A 16,333-nucleotide genomic window follows, 5' to 3' on the forward strand; every position below is an offset into this window, starting at 1 on the left:
AAAAGCTCACTCAAGTATTGTTGTTTGCTTTAAATATAGCCAACCATGCTTGAGGAACGATACCTTTACCGTGATAGACCTAAAAAGCATAGTGGCTAAATTGCGACTATGCTTTTTATTACGTAAGCTTAAGTACGCCTATGCTTGAATTGAGGTGAAATACACTCATAAATGATGGCCAACTTATTCATTACATCGTCTTAATTATCACTCTTTTATATTTTATATCCATTGCAACAACACTGACACCATCTCATTATGAGGTGGTGTGGTGTTATTGGTTTAAGGAAAAAACATGCAACGTTACCCAATGACTCCGCAAGGACACGCGGCTCTAGAAGCCGAATTAAAACAGCTAAAAAGTGTCGACCGTCCACGCATCACAGCATCGATTGCTGAAGCACGCGAACACGGCGATTTGAAAGAAAATGCTGAATACCATGCTGCCCGTGAGCAACAAGGTTTTTGTGAAGCACGTATTCGTGACATCGAAGCCAAACTCGGTGGCGCTCAAGTCATCGATCCTTCGACACTGCCAAAAGAAGGCCGTATCGTGTTTGGTGTTAGCGTCGTGATCGAAAACATGGACACTGAAGAAGAAAAACAGTACAAAATCGTTGGCGACGATGAAGCTGACTTTAAAGCTGGTAAAATCTCAGTCAACTCACCAATCGCTCGTGGTTTGATTGGTAAGTTCGAAGGCGATGAAGTACGCATCGAAACGCCTAAGGGTGTGGTTGAATATGAAGTCATGAAAGTTATCTACGACTAATAGCTACACTGCGTTCTAATCTAGAATTTTGATACTCTCCATTGTAGATAGTTTGAAAAATGACTTTTAGATAATAGTCTTTATGACAATGATTGTGACTAGCGACTTAGTTATGCGACTCCATAGATGAAAGCCGTACTACACATAAATAGCATTTATACCATTTCGGTTACACAATGCTGCTTTTATCCCTGATTTGTTTTGGCGCATAATTATTTGAGTTTAAGGACACGACAGCTTTAGTATTCAGTCTATTCAGTCTATTCAGTAAGAAATAGTTAGGATTGAATAACTTCTATGCAAGTTAACACTGCTGCGCGCTTACTAAAAATAATGATGGTCTGATTGCACACATAGGCTAATATCAGCACTACTACCCTCGTTATTTGGCATATTTTTCGGTGTCATTTAACGGGGGTTTTGTTTATCTAAGCATTATCTATTGTTGTATTACTTACTATTATTTTTGAGGAGTCTTTTATGATTATGAACGATGGTTTTCAGGCATCAACTGCTAAAACGACTATGGCAAAAAATACAGCTATGTCTGCAATGCTAGCAGGTATCATGTTGGCCGCATCATCGGCCAATGCTGCCCCTGAGATTGCCATTAGCTCCTCTGCGAGCGGTAGCACCACGGTGGTCGAGCAATACTCTGATGGCAAAACTGCTACTATTACGGCGACACCAAACGGTATCACCATGCAAGACGGCATGCCGTACGCGGTAACTCAGGTGACCACTGTGCCACGCTATGTCGTGCGTCAGTCTCCTGTTGTTCAAGGTACGACGACCGTTACTAGCGTACCAGTGACTAACTCTATTACCAATAAGGTCACTAAAGTAGATGTGATTACCACGCCTGCCAGCAGCGTGACGCAAGTACTACCTGTCGCAACCAATGTCACCCCGCCAGTGATTATGCAGCAGCCAGTGCCCAATCAAGTAACGACCACGACGACAACTTTGGATACGTTGCAACTAACCCCGACTTTTAGCACGCCTGGCGTAGTCAATGCCAACACAAAAGTCATGAAAATTCTAAAAAATGCTGATGGACGTGAAGTTGCCGTTCCTGCCAATCATATTGCCCCTGGTGATGTGATTGAGTATCACACCACATACACCAATACCACGGCACAGCCGGTCAATGACATCAACGCCATGATCTCATTACCAAGTGGCGTCCAGTTAGTCTCGTTGAATAGTCCTCTGCCGACGCTTGCCACCACTGGCGGAGACAGCTATCAAACCATTCAGCAAGTTGGCAATACGGTGGTTGTCCAAGAAAACTACTCTGGTCTAAAATGGAACTTGGTGAACTTTGATGCCAATGCAGCCAAAACCGTCGTCATACGTGCCAAGGTTCAATAAACATTAAACTGTCGCATACTATTATTTAACGGTTATCGGCATATGTAAAAGGTCTTGTGGACTAGCTATCTAGTCAGCAAGACCTTTTTTTGGAAAAAAGCCAAGCACAGATATTCACGATACTAGTCATTCCTCTCCTACTACTCGGTATTGCAGGTATTGTTAGCGGATTGGTGGTTGGATTATTAGCTGAAAAAATCTTTATATAAACTCAAATCATATCCAAAAACTCAGATTTTCGTGACGACATCCGTTGTCGCATACCATTCTAACTTCACCTATAAATACAATGACTTAGCGATAATTTTGGTAAAATAGTCGCTCATCAATTAATTGGTAATAACCGACTTATGGCAAACATCAATTATGAAAGATTACAGGGCAAACTCAATATCTTGGCCGATGCTGCCAAATATGATGTCTCTTGCTCATCCTCCGCTGGTACTCGTAAAAACCAAGGCGGCGGACTAGGCGATGCATCAGCAACGGGGATCTGTCACAGCTATACCGAAGATGGTCGATGTGTCAGCTTGTTAAAGATTCTTTTGACCAATCACTGCATTTATGACTGTGCTTATTGCACTTCACGTAAAAGCAATGACACGCCGCGTGCCGCATTCAGTGTGGAAGAAGTCGTCGATTTGACCATGCAGTTTTACCGCCGTAACTACATTGAAGGGCTATTCCTCAGCTCTGGTATCTTCAAGAGTGGCGACTATACAATGGAGCGACTGGTCGAAGTTGCCAAACTCTTACGTACGCGTGAGCGCTTTAATGGTTACATCCATCTAAAGACCATTCCAGGTGCGTCAAAAGAACTGCTGCTAGAAGCAGGATTATATGCTGATCGTTTGAGCGTCAATATCGAGATTCCGACCAAATCAGGGTTGGCTTTGCTTGCGCCAGAGAAATCACATGACCAATTAAAAGCACCGATGGAAACGGTAAAAGAAGAAATCATTACTATTCGTGAAAGCCGTAAGACTCATAAAAAAGCGCCTAAGTTCACGCCAGCAGGTCAGACCAGTCAAATGATTGTCGGTGCGAGTAACGAGACTGACTTGCAGGTGATTCAGCTGTCGAGTCACTTCTACAAGACGTACGATCTCAAGCGGGTCTATTACTCAGGTTATGTACCTATGCTCTCTGATAATCGTTTGCCTGCGATTGGAACGCCCGTGCCGATGGTACGTGAGAACCGTCTTTATCAGGCGGATTGGTTAATGCGCTTTTATGGTTTTGACGCGCATGAGATTGTGGAGCCGGAGTCACCGTTTTTAGATTTGGACTGCGATCCAAAACTGGCTTGGGCAATACGCCATCGCGAGCATTTCCCAGTCAATATTCAGACAGCGACTTATGAGATGATTGTGCGTATCCCAGGTATCGGTACAAAGACTGCTAAAAAAATCGTCAAAGCACGTAAATTCAATCAATTGACGCTATACCATCTAAAAAAGATGGGCGCTGCGGTCAATCGTGCTAAATACTTCATCGCGACCACTGGCAAAAACGAACACCTTGCACATCTAACACGCGATAATTTCCGTCAGTATGTATTGGCTCAAACGCAAACCAAATTTAACGATCAGCGTAGTGGGCAGTTGGCTTTATTTTAGAATAGCTCTAGATAGCATGTGTTAAAAAACCTGCTATCTCGCTACTGTATTTATGATAGAAATGTAGGATAAAACATGTCAGCACTTATGCAAAATGACTCTTACGCTGTCGGTCAATTGACGCCTAGCATTGTACTGTATGAGCCTAGCTTTGAAGGTTGGCTGAGTGCTGTGTTTTATGTCTATGCCAATCATCTACAAAACGATATGTCACTGAAACTAACTGCGCAAGATTGCTATGTGCCCTCACTCATCGCTCAGGCGACTAGCGTGGCAACTGATGAGGATAAAGCCGAGCGTGTGTTAGTCAAATTAAATACATTACTGGGTCGCTCAGGCATGCGAAATATCTTGTGGGGTTTTTTATCAGAAAAAGATGATATCGGTACGACATTGTTCCGCGTGGTCAAATACGCCATCGACTATCCCAATCGTCAGATCATGCAGGATTTGGGTAATTTGGACGTGCTTGAGCTGGTGCAAACGGTCAAATCCGTCGGCCGTGAAAAGCATCGCATGGAGGCCTTTGTACGTTTTGAGCACACGACCGATGATATTTATTTTGCACGGATCGCGCCTGATTTTAATGTATTACCACTGATCGGAGAGCACTTTCGGCAGCGCTATCAGGATCAGCACTGGGCAATCTATGATCTAACGCGGGGCTATGGCATCTATTATGATAAAAGTAATAGTACGCCATCACGTCCAGCAAAGCTGCAAACCATCACCGACCTCGACGATGCGGTACTACGCAATCCTGCTAGCATCCACAGTCCTGATGAGCAGCGCTATCAAAAATTTTGGCAAGGTTACTTTACCAACGTCAATATCAAAGAGCGTAAAAACCCTAAGCTGCATAAGCAATATCTCCCGCAGCGTTACTGGAAATACTTGAGTGAAAAACAAGTACTGCCCAATGCTGAGCACTTACAAAAAAAACGCTAACGGCTTTTGATGTTTGTTAATCCACATCTTACGCTCATATAGTCTAAAAACCCCCTATCTGACCTCATCTTTTTATCTTGATGGTTGAGTTTTAATCGCTTTTAACTGACAATAGCAAATTGATATTACTAACTGGTGACCAACGCTATTATGAAAGTTATGCGCTTACTGTCGTCTCTAAAGCATGATGAATCCGAGCGCGGCATTTTTCATCTTGGACGGGCATTGGTCAAAAATGAGCATACCTCTATCATTGTCTCTAGTGCCGATGAAGACAACGACTTGGTTAGACGTCTCAAACGCGATGGCAATATATACCATCAGCTACATGTGAATAAAAAGTCCTGGCTATCGCTATTGCAAGTCTCTGCACTGCGGCATTTGATAGAAAAGTACGAACCTGATGTCATTCATGTACATTCGCGTACCCCTGCATGGATATTGCATTTGGCACTGCGCCGCGCTCGCGTCAGACGTTTTCCCAAACTGGTCTCGACCATGTATGGTTTTTATCCTATTAATAAGTACTCTCAAGCCCTACTCAATGTTGATACGATAATTACCGTATCTGATAGTGTCACGCAATACTTAAAAAAAGGACTGCGCATCGAAGAGGTAGATCCTAAAGTCATCACGCGTATCTATCGTGGTATCGACACTCGGCGCTACCCTTATCGTCACAATCCGTCGGTCTATTGGTTACGTCATACCTTTGCTGAATACCCTGAGCTTGAGCACAAAAAATGGCTTGTATTCCCAACCGTCATCGGTAATGAGTACGGGCAAGAGTGGCTGATAGATATCTTGGGTAACCTACAAGAGCAGTTCCCCAATATTCACGTCATTATTATGGATGAAGACTATAAAGACGGTGATGTCGCTCATGAAGATTTTCGCCAACGTACCAACAGCTTGGGCTTAGCTGAACGCATTACCTATGTGGGTAGCAAGCGTAATGATATGCGAGAATGGCTATCGGCGGCCAATATCGTCATGGCACTTGCCAATGAGCCCGAGTCAATCGGTATCAATGCCCTACAAGCCATACATCTAGGTACGCCAGTCATTGGCTGGGATCAAGCAGCCTTTAGCGAGATTTTACAACCGCTCTACCCACAAGGACTGGTAAAAAAGTACAATGCCAATGCGCTTTGTAAAGCAGTTAGAAATCAGCTAGAGAGTGTGACGCGTCCTGAAATGACCAACAAATTCACCATGCGTGAGATGATTGAAAAAACGCTTGAAGTATATCAAAGCTTACATGATACGGCGCTTGCCGAAGAACAAGCCGAAGCAGATGCTATCGCAGTTCGACGCATCAAACGCAGTCTAAAGAAAGCATCTAAACCCGCCTTAAATGTCGCTGTAAAAAATATCGAACCTGTTGCTAAAAATCCAAAAATAAAGCTAACCAAAGAAAAGTCTAAGACAGCAGATAGTGTCGATACGGTAGATACGACAGAAACCATTGAAAACAATTAACAGCCGTAAGCCAAGCGTTGTATTCGATAGATAATTTTATAATCAAAAAAAGGCTACTTCTAAAATGGAAGTAGCCTTTTTTGTTCAATCATCACTGGGCAATATCAAACCTAACGAAATTTAGCTTAGGTTTAATAAGTCGTCGGTGTATGGGCACTTACGATACGGGTGACGCTATCAGTAGGATTAATAAAAGTATGCGGCTGAATGGTATCAATCACATAGCTATCACCTTGATTTAACAAGTAAGTACTGTCTTCGATACGGATAATAATCTTACCTTCGATGACCGTACCAATCTCCTCGCCTTCGTGAGCGATTTTTTCTTCTGTTGAGCTATTTGGCTGATAGGTCTCTATCAAGAACCCTAAGTTTCTTGTCCTGCTGCAGTTATAGACCTGCTTTAGCGACACTTTGCTATTGGGTTCATTGAGCTCTAATAGATCCTTTGGCGTTACAATCACTCTAGCCTTTGGCTCTTTCCACTCGTCACTAAAAAACGTAGTCAGATCAGAACCCAATACTGTCAAAATCGCCTTTAACGTATTGACCGCTGGACTGACCTTGTTGCGCTCAATCGAGCTGATAGACGTGTTTGTCAACCCTGACAGTTTTGCCAATTTACGTTGCGAGTAACCTTTTGCTAGACGCAGCTGGTTAATCTTTTTGCCAATGTCTTCCTTCAACGACTCATCTGCTTCAGAATCATTCAGTTCATCATCATCGATATCATCTATTTCAATATCAGCTGCATCTTTGTCATCAACACTATCGACATCGTTCTCAATGTTATCACTATCAGTGACAGCAGTTTCTGCCTTACTTTTAGTCGTGCTATTCGGTTTGTGGTTCTCTGGCATGGTGAATAAATTCCGTGAATAGAAATTTGGACAAGCTATCTTGCGCATAATTTAACTCAGGATGCCATTGTACACCAATCATAAATGGATGTTGTAACAAGCTGATAGCCTCTACCAGACCATCAGGCGCTAACGCTTCGACGAATAAACGCTCGCCTACTTTATTGATGGCTTGTTTGTGCAATGAGTTGACGTGCCACTTTTCACCGAATGCTGCCAGCCTTCCTTGAGGTTGAATGATGACGTCATGTATGGGCTGATACTGCACTTCAAGCGGTTGGGTATTGTCTTCTAAATGCTGCTCATAAAACCCATCAATATCACGCCAATCAGGATATAGCGTGCCACCAAAATGAACATTCATCTCTTGCAAGCCTCGGCAAACTGCAAATAGCGGAATGTTTTTTTCGTCTGCATAAGCCAATAATTTGAAGCTCAGCTCATCACGGCCTAGGTCTTGTTTGGCTTCGGTATGCGTCGCGCCATAACGAGTTGGGGCTACATTGCTATAACTACCGGTCAATAAAATTCCATCTGCTATTTCGAGCAGCGCATCGAAATTTTCGCTATCGGCAGCTGTATTTGGCAGCAGTATAGGATTGCCACCATAAAAGTTTACTGCATCGATGTATTTTTGATATACCGCCTGTGCTGGCTGTCCGTCAACCATCTTATGACAAGACACAATAGCAATAATAGGTCTGGAATTTTTCATATCATTTTCCCTCGTTATAACAACTAGACCTAGGCTGTCTATGTCGTTTAATCCCTTATTTAGCTAAAATTTAACACAACGCCTCGTAAAATGTAAACTATAAACTTCATTAATATCGGTATTTATACTAAAAACCCGAATTTAAGTTATTTTAAGATAATTTTAAATAAAAATTGACAATTATATTTTTCATCCATATATTAAAAGTCAGCAGCAATGATAACCAACATAGTTTAACTTTTAGACTGAATAAAAACGCCTAAGGGCACAGTCTATAAGTCACTAATATCATTGATAAAAAATTTAGCAGTAGTACAAACACCTCATATTCAACCAGTCATTTATCAAATGCTTATTTATTAAGTGTTCGTTATAAATGCCACTAGCAGAGACTTTAGACACCACAGCCAAAACGTAGTAGCAGCAACAAACCCAGTAATTCTACAAATTCATAGGAAGAACAGACATGATGACAACCAATGGAATGGTCAAATCTGCAAACAGCACAGAGTACGTCTATGTTGCCGCAGGAGATATCAATGGCTTACTTCGTGGTAAGCGCATCCCTTTTGATCAAATGGAAAAAGCAGAAAACGGTGCAATCCGATTACCTCTGTCAATCTTAGGTGTCGATATATGGGGCGCTGATGTCATCGAGTCTTCGCAGTGCAATGGTGATATCGATGCCATTGCCCGTCCAACTGGTCGTGCTGCTTATCCGCTTCTCAATACCAGTGCCCCTTCATCGCTACTGCCGATTTGGCTATATACCGAAGACAATGAGCCTTACTACGGTGATGCCCGCCACGTTTTGGACTACATCAGTAAAAAGTTCAAAGCACTGGGACTGACACCAGTGATGGCAACCGAACTAGAGTTTTATTTGGTTGACTATACCGAAGGAGAGACACCCAAGCCGCCTATCCGCCCCAAGAGCGGCCTAAGACTAAATAAGACATCCATTTTAAGTATCAATGACCTATTACAATTTGATGAATTTTTAGACGAAGTCTACGCGCAGTGTGAAAAGCTCGATATTCCTGTCGATGCGGCTCTAGCGGAAAATGGTTGTGGTCAGTTTGAGATCAACTTATTACACGTCGACGACCCATTAAAAGCCGCTGATGACGCTATTTTGTTTAAACAAGTGGTCAAAGCCGTGGCAGCTCGTCGTAAGCTTACCGCCACCTTTATGGCAAAACCTTTTGGCCTACAGTCTGGTAATGGCTTTCACGTGCATTGCAGCTTATTAGATAAAGATGGTAACAATGTATTCGATGATGGGTCAGATGAAGGCTCAGATATGTTGCGTCATGCAGTGGCTGGCTTATTGAAAACTATGTCAGATTGCACCTTATTGTTTGCACCGCATGTCAACTCTTACCGCCGCTTCACCCCTGGTACATTGGCCCCAAACAACGTGTCATGGGGTTATGAAAACCGCACCGCAGCTGTACGTATCCCTGGCGGTGACACCAGAGCACGCCGTATCGAACATCGGGTGTCTGGCGCAGATGCCAACCCTTATCTCGTTTGTAGCGCAGTATTGGCAGGTATGCTGTATGGTATCGAAAACAAGCTTGAAGCACCTGAGCCGATTAATAGCATTACTTATGATGCAGCAGAACTAAAAACCTTACCATTGGACTGGCTCTCAGCCATTCGTCAATTTGAGAGCAGCGATGTGGTTGACTCACTATTCCCAAGCGAGATGATTGAGCTATTGATTGCGGTCAAAAAGCAAGAGGCCAAACGCTTTGCTCAGCAAGTGACCAACCTTGAATACCTCACCTATTTACAGGATGTTTGATATGTCAAATAGCAACCAAAGTAGCAATATAGCAACGAACCAAAACCCATCTTCTAACAACACGCGCAATATCCCGCATTACTCGGATAAGGGTCAATACCCTGATAGCTATTATGCAGCCAGTCGTAACCCTAAGCCTGACAGACCAACGCTTAAAAACGATATTCAAGTAGAAATCTGCGTGGTCGGTGGCGGTTACAGTGGCCTATCAACTGCCCTGCACCTTATCGAGACAGATCATGAAGTCGTCGTGCTTGAAGGCGCACAGATTGGTTGGGGCGCATCGGGTCGTAACGGTGGTCAAATCGTCAACGGTCTAAATGCTAGCCTGCAAAAAATCAAAAAATCTTACGGTCAGCAAAGCGCAGACTTCGTCGGTCAATTAGTGACTCGCGGTGGCAAAATTATTCGTCGTTTTGTCAGTGACTACGATATCAGCTGCGACTTGAAAGAGAAAAACATCTTTGCAGCATTGAATAACGGACAGTTAAAAGACTTGCAAGAGACGCATGCACTGTGGGAAAGCCACGGTATGCACGACCGAGAAATGCTAGACAAAAATGGCATTCAAGAGCATATCAAGTCAGATGCTTATGTGGGCGGTGTCATCGACCACTCTGGTGGACATTTCCATCCATTAAATCTTGCATTGGGTGAAGCGGCGGCTATCGAAAAAAATGGCGGCACGATTTATGAAAACACCTTAGTGGTAGATATTGAGTACGCTGACGACTCTATTAAAGTCATTACTGAGTTTGGTACGGTGACCTGTGAGCGAGCCGTTCTATGCGGTAACGCTTATCTCAATAAAGTCATTCCTAAACTGACTGATCGCGTAATGCCAGTATCGACACAGATTATCGCGACCGAACCATTGGGTGATTTGGCCGATCAACTGCTCCCTACTGATGTCTGTGTCGAAGATGTGCGCTACATTCTTGACTACTATCGCCTCTCAGCAGACAAACGCATGTTGTTCGGCGGCGGTACGGTTTACGGCGGTCAAGATCCTGCTGACATCACCGCCAAAATCAGACCCAATATGAATAAGATTTTCCCAGAACTGCGCGATGTGAAAATCGACTACGCGTGGAGTGGTAACTTTGCCCTGTCTTTCTCTCGCGTCCCGCAAATGGGCAAACTGCATGAGCGCGTATATTTCGCCCACGGCTATAGTGGACACGGTGTAACAGGCTCTCATCTGTTCGGACAAATCTTGGCTGATGCCATCAATGGCAAAACCAAAGAGTTTGACACCTTTGCACAGATTCCTTGGATTCCATTCCCAGGTGGCAGGGCTCTACGAGTCCCTTACTCGGTCATGGGCTCATGGTGGTATGCACTAAAAGACACCACTGGCCTGTAAATACATGACCAACCGTACATAAGAGCGGTCGACATAGACATCGCTTTTATCATAAAAACTACTGTTGCCTTGACCTATCACAGTAATGGATTGCTGTGATAGGACGCTCGATAGAAAGTTGATTCGCTACTGGCTATCGAGCATCAACCACCGAATAGAGTTTGTTTTAAAAAATGAGGTTCTACAGGGAGCGTAAGTATGAACATGAAACTCAATGATGCTGTCGAAGGGCACTATCATAACAAGCGAGTCTTTCTCACCGTAATAGTAGCCGTCGTCATCTATCTGGCCTTTGCTTGGCTATCCATGAGCCGTGGACCAGATGAATCTTGGGGTGCTTTATCTTTATTACCCACATTATTAGTATTAGTCACCGCCATCGTCTCTAGGCGACCGTTTGAGTCTATGATTGCAGGCTGCGTCGCTGGCCTTGTGATGCTCAACCCCTTTGATCTGGTTTCCCCCTTTGCAGACAATATGTCGATGGTCTTGGGCAACGAGACCATCATTTGGATTGTCCTCGTCTGCGGTCTGATGGGCGGGTTAATTCAGCTCCTTGAAATCAGTGGCTGCCTAGATGGTTTTAGTGAATGGCTACAAAAAATCATCAAGTCGCGTCGTCAGTCTTTATTGGCCACTTTTGCTTTGGGCGTTGTGGTTTTTATCGATGATTACTTGAACTGCTTGGCCGTATCCACCTCCGTTAAAAAACTCACTGACGTCTATAACGTCTCTCGTGAAAAGCTCGCCTATATCGTCGATTCGACCGCTGCCCCTATGTGTATCATCGTGCCTATCTCTACTTGGGCCGTTTACTTTGCGGGTCTACTAGAAGAAAATGGCGTGGCAGCAGATGGCGAAGGTATCGGGCTTTATATCAGCGCTATCCCTTATATGGCCTATGCTTGGTTTGCCTTACTTATTGTATTCTTGGTTGCTTATGGCATATTGGGCGATTGGGGACCAATGAAAAAAGCAGAGAAACGCGCCAAGGCTGGCAACCCTGTTCCTGAAGCATTTGTCGAAGAACAACTGATATCAAACGTCAAAGCCAAGCGTAAGCTGTCGTTCAAAGCCAACATCGCTAACTTTGCTTTTCCAATGATTCTATTGATTGTCTCAACCGTTTACTTTGAAATCGACCTGTTACGCGGGGCATTACTAACCTGTTTTGTGACTGTCGTTGTCTACTGGATGCAAGGTATCTTGAGTTTTGAGACACAAGTTGAAGCTATCTTTAAAGGCTTTAAAGTCATGCTCTATCCACTCTCGACCGTTATTGGTGGCTTTTTCCTAAAAGCAATCAACGATGAGCTTGGTATGACCATGTATGTGATTGAGGCTATCACGCCTTATATGACCATTATCATCTTCCCTGCGGTTATCTTTGCGGTCATGGCCTTCTTAACCTTTGCGACTTCATCAAGCTGGGGTCTATACGTGTTAGCGATGCCTATCGTGTTCCCAATATCGCTCGCTCTTGGCGTGAGCACACCACTTATGATTGGCGCATTGTTATCAGCCTCATCATTCGGTAGTCATGCGTGTTTCTTTAGTGACTCATCATTACTTGCCGCGCAAGGTGCTGGCTGCTCACCCATGCAGCATGCCTTTACCCAGTTCCCGTATGCGATGTTAGGTGCAGGACTGTCCGTCGTGACCTTCTTAGGATTGGGCTATATGATGGCTTAAGCCGATAAAACTTAACCAATATGAGCTTAACTATTGTCGCTATACACTAACGAATGATGAGAAATTGTTCGTTAGCAAATACGAATCATCATTTACATATAGTATTACTTATCTATCAATAAAAGGATTGAGATCATGCGAAACGTTACTGTGGCGACCACGCAAATGACATGCGGCTGGGACATCCAGCAAAACATTGCGACCGCGACTGACTTGGTCAAAAAAGCGGCCAAAGATGGTGCCAATATTATCTTACTTCAAGAACTGTTTGAGACGCCCTACTTCTGCCAAGTTCATGACTTCGATTATTTTAAACTGGCAACTTCAGTCGAAGACAATGCAGCTATCAATCACTTCAAACAACTAGCGAAAGAGTTAGAAGTGGTATTGCCAATTAGCTTTTATGAAAAATCAGGCAATACTTTCTTTAATAGCATCACTGTGATCGATGCTGATGGCGAGATACTGGGCACTTATCGAAAAACTCACATACCAGATGGCATTCCTTATGCCGAAAAGTTTTACTTTACCCCTGGTGATACAGGATTTAAGGTTTGGCAAACCAAATACGCTAAGATTGGTGTCGGTATCTGCTGGGATCAGTGGTTCCCTGAATGCGCTCGTAGCATGGCATTGATGGGTGCCGAGTTGCTGTTTTACCCGACTGCCATTGGTGATGAGCCAACACTCGGTATCGACTCAAAAGGCCATTGGCAGCGCTGTATGCAAGGCCATTCCGCCGCCAACTTAATGCCAGTTATTGCAGCCAATCGCATTGGCACAGAAACCATCAGCCAAAATGGCAATGACAGCACGATGCAGTTCTATGGTAGCTCGTTCATTACTGACGGCCGCGGCGACATCATAAAAGAAGCGTCAGCAGATACTAGCGAAGTGATTAGCGCCACCTTTGACTTAGATCAACTGGCTATCGATCGTCAGCAATGGGGTGTGTTCCGTGATCGTCGTCCATCGATGTATGGCACACTGCTGACTCACGGTTAATTTGATTTCCGTCTCTTTAGTTTACTCTCACTATTTTTATAGTCGCTCGTGTACGATAAGGTGATTTTATGTCTATATTACTGACAGACGCAACCCCGCAGCAAGGTGGCTTTTACATGCCAGCAGAGTTTGAGCCAATACAAAAAGTATGGATGGTCTGGCCATACCGTGCTGATAACTGGCGACAACAAGCGATACCTGCCAAGAAGGCTTATGCTGATGTTGCATTGGCAATTAACAAGTTTTGTGACGTTGGCGTACTGGTCAATCCTGACGATTATCAGCAGTGCCGCGATAGCTTGCCTGATGATATCGATGTTATCTCTATGCCTAGCAACGATGCGTGGGCACGTGATACTGTACCGACATTCTTAATCAATGACGCAGGCGAGCTACGCGCTTGTGATTGGACATTCAATGCGTGGGGCGGAGACTATGATGGCCTCTACTCGCCATGGGATGACGATGATAAGCTCGCAGAACGCTTGTGTGAGCAGCTAGATATTCCGCGTTATCGAACGGATGACTTTGTCATGGAAGGCGGCGCGTTTCATATCGATGGTGAAGGCACGGTTTTGACCACGCGTATGTGCCTGCTAAGCCCAGGACGCAACCCACATCTGAACGAACAGCAAATCGAGGATAAGCTAAAAGCCTATCTCAATGTCCAAAAAGTGCTCTGGGTTGATGATGGTATCGACCCAGATGAGACTACAGGTCACATCGATGATATCGCTTGCTTTGCGCGCCCTGGTGAAGTGGTTTGCTTATTCACGGATGATCCTGAAAATCCGTTTTATGAAGCAACACAAAAAGCCTATAAGCAGCTCTCAAATATGACCGATGTAAAAGGCAGACGACTAAAAGTCCATAAGCTGTGCTGTACCCAACAGCCAGTGACCTTGCCTGATGATTATGACATTGTGCAGTCTGATGATGCCAAACCTCGCCTAACGGGTGATGTTTGTATCGCCTCATATGCCAACTTTTTGATTTGTAATGACGCGGTCATCGTACCGCAATATGATGATATAAATGATGCACTCGCCATCGAGCAGCTTGAAAAAATCTTTCCGCAGCATCAAGTAGTGGGAGTACGCACAAAAGAGATTGTCTATGGCGGCGGTAATATTCATTGTATTACCCAGCAACAACCTGTAACCAAAGCGTCACTCTAAAACACGCCGCTTGGTATAGAGTGAACCATAATAAATCGCACTTATTAGCAACTGAAAGTATAAGCATAAACCCAAAAATGGATTTTAAACCCAAAAACACGCTAAAAATAAGGAAAAAGTATGAGCGATTATCAAATCAACAATCCAGCCACTGGCGAACTAGAAGCCACTTACCCTACCGCCACTGAACAAGATATCCAACAAGTCATTGAGCAAGCAGATACCGCTTATCAAGACTGGCGTAAAGTGCCATTAAATGAGCGCAGTGCATTACTGCATAAAATCGCTGATATCTATCTTGAGCGTCAAGACGAGCTATCACGTATCGTTGCAAATGAGATGGGCAAACCTGTTGCCCAAGCAAAAGGCGAAATTGGTCTGGTGGCTGATATCTATCGCTACTATGCAGATAACGCTGAGCAGCTACTGGCAACCAGTACCATTGACGTTGATTCAGGATCAGCATCGGTAGAAAAACACCCTGTAGGCGCGCTATTAGGTATCATGCCGTGGAACTATCCACATTACCAAGTAGCCCGTTTTGTCGCGCCAAACTTTATGGCGGGTAATACAATTATTCTAAAACACGCACCGCAGTGTCCAAACACCGCAGAAGTCATCGTCGATATCTTCAAAGATGCAGGCGTACCTGAAGGCGTTTATAACAATATCTTTGCAACCAATGAGCAATCAGCGACCATTATCAATGACACACGCGTACAAGGTGTCTCGCTAACAGGTTCTGAACGCGCTGGACAAGCCGTGGCAAAAGAAGCTGGCGGCGCACTCAAAAAAGTCGTTTTAGAATTGGGTGGTTCAGATGCCTTTATCGTCGCAGCCGATGCCGATATCGAACAAGCGATACAAGGCGCTATCTCTGGTCGTTTTGGTAATACTGGACAAGCCTGTAACGCAGCCAAGCGTTTGATCGTCATTGAATCAGTCTATGACAAATTCGTCGAAGGCTTTACCAATGCGGTCAGCAACATGACTTTGGCCGATCCGCTCAAAGAAGATACGTTTATTGGCCCAATGTCATCAAAAGCCGCTGCGGTCAACTTGCAAGCGCAGTTAGACAGTGCTATTCAAGCAGGTGCGACAGTATTAGTAGAAGGCGGCATGGACAAAGACAAGCCTGGTGCTTGGTTTAAGCCTGCGGTACTGACAGATGTAACTGAATCCATGGATGTATATCGTGAAGAGCTGTTTGGTCCTGTAGCAGTCGTCTATAAAGCAAATGATATCGACCATGCTATCAAGATTGCCAACGATGTGCCTTTCGGTTTGGGTGCGTCTATCCAAACGCAAGATGCGGCACTGGCTGCTGAAATCGCTGATAAATTAGAAGTGGGCATGGTCACTATCAACGCGCCGTCTGGTACCGAAGCCAATACGCCATTTGGCGGTGTTAAACGTTCAGGCTTTGGCCGTGAGCTTGGCACGCTTGGTATCACTGAGTTCTTAAACTATAAGCTGATTCGTGATAAGTCTTAATAGATTAAAACCTTAGTG

13 protein-coding genes are annotated in these 16,333 nt (G+C 44.3%); 11 read left to right on the plus strand and 2 right to left on the minus strand.

Annotated elements, in window-relative coordinates; translation table 11 throughout:
• Positions 1–295: 295 nt before the first annotated feature.
• The 5 genes from greA to I3254_RS07745 all read left to right on the plus strand — a co-directional run bounded on the left by greA (position 296) and on the right by I3254_RS07745 (position 6,195).
• The gene (greA, locus tag I3254_RS07725; RefSeq protein ID WP_057760725.1) at positions 296–772 is read left to right on the plus strand and encodes a transcription elongation factor GreA; all 477 of its coding nucleotides are present in this window, start codon (positions 296–298) and stop codon (positions 770–772) included.
• Positions 773–1,252: 480 nt separating this feature from the next.
• Entirely contained in the window at positions 1,253–2,146 is an 894-nt protein-coding gene (locus I3254_RS07730; protein WP_238052356.1) for a hypothetical protein, read from the plus strand.
• Positions 2,147–2,496: 350 nt separating this feature from the next.
• Positions 2,497–3,765 carry a putative DNA modification/repair radical SAM protein gene (locus I3254_RS07735; RefSeq protein WP_238052357.1) on the plus strand — a complete coding sequence of 423 codons (1,269 nt, stop codon included), beginning with the start codon at positions 2,497–2,499 and terminating at the stop codon, positions 3,763–3,765.
• 75 nt (positions 3,766–3,840) lie between these two features.
• Complete coding sequence (locus I3254_RS07740; protein ID WP_238052358.1) at positions 3,841–4,713, plus strand: TIGR03915 family putative DNA repair protein; 873 nt, start codon at positions 3,841–3,843, stop codon at positions 4,711–4,713.
• Between the two features lie 150 nt (positions 4,714–4,863).
• Positions 4,864–6,195, plus strand: a complete 1,332-nt coding sequence (locus tag I3254_RS07745) for a glycosyltransferase family 4 protein (protein ID WP_238052359.1) — start codon at positions 4,864–4,866, stop codon at positions 6,193–6,195.
• A 131-nt stretch (positions 6,196–6,326) separates the two neighbouring features.
• On the opposite strand, the gene I3254_RS07750 is transcribed toward I3254_RS07745, so the two are convergent.
• Positions 6,327–7,055, minus strand: a complete 729-nt coding sequence (locus I3254_RS07750; protein WP_238052360.1) for a cupin domain-containing protein — start codon at positions 7,053–7,055, stop codon at positions 6,327–6,329.
• Positions 7,030–7,770, minus strand: a complete 741-nt coding sequence (locus tag I3254_RS07755; protein ID WP_238052361.1) for a gamma-glutamyl-gamma-aminobutyrate hydrolase family protein — start codon at positions 7,768–7,770, stop codon at positions 7,030–7,032. The genes I3254_RS07750 and I3254_RS07755 overlap by 26 nt, the downstream gene beginning before the upstream one ends.
• A 466-nt stretch (positions 7,771–8,236) precedes the next feature.
• Here I3254_RS07755 and I3254_RS07760 point away from each other — a divergent pair, with 466 nt between their 5' ends.
• From I3254_RS07760 to I3254_RS07785, 6 genes are all read left to right on the plus strand, one after another.
• Positions 8,237–9,580, plus strand: a complete 1,344-nt coding sequence (locus I3254_RS07760) for a glutamine synthetase family protein (RefSeq protein WP_238052363.1) — start codon at positions 8,237–8,239, stop codon at positions 9,578–9,580.
• Position 9,581: 1 nt separating this feature from the next.
• Positions 9,582–10,946, plus strand: a complete 1,365-nt coding sequence (locus I3254_RS07765; protein WP_238052365.1) for an FAD-binding oxidoreductase — start codon at positions 9,582–9,584, stop codon at positions 10,944–10,946.
• A gap of 198 nt (positions 10,947–11,144) precedes the next feature.
• Positions 11,145–12,638, plus strand: coding sequence for a Na+/H+ antiporter NhaC family protein (locus tag I3254_RS07770; RefSeq protein WP_101205679.1), 1,494 nt, complete (start codon positions 11,145–11,147; stop codon positions 12,636–12,638).
• Positions 12,639–12,770: 132 nt separating this feature from the next.
• Positions 12,771–13,643, plus strand: a complete 873-nt coding sequence (gene aguB / locus I3254_RS07775) for an N-carbamoylputrescine amidase (protein ID WP_346015380.1) — start codon at positions 12,771–12,773, stop codon at positions 13,641–13,643.
• A gap of 68 nt (positions 13,644–13,711) precedes the next feature.
• Complete coding sequence (gene aguA, locus I3254_RS07780) at positions 13,712–14,821, plus strand: agmatine deiminase (RefSeq protein WP_238052369.1); 1,110 nt, start codon at positions 13,712–13,714, stop codon at positions 14,819–14,821.
• A 120-nt stretch (positions 14,822–14,941) separates the two neighbouring features.
• Positions 14,942–16,315 (plus strand): NAD-dependent succinate-semialdehyde dehydrogenase, encoded by a 1,374-nt coding sequence (locus I3254_RS07785; protein ID WP_238052371.1) that lies wholly within the window; start codon positions 14,942–14,944, stop codon positions 16,313–16,315.
• Positions 16,316–16,333: the final 18 nt, after the last annotated feature.

The organism is Psychrobacter sp. Ps2 (assembly GCF_022129405.1).
GTDB lineage: Bacteria > Pseudomonadota > Gammaproteobacteria > Pseudomonadales > Moraxellaceae > Psychrobacter.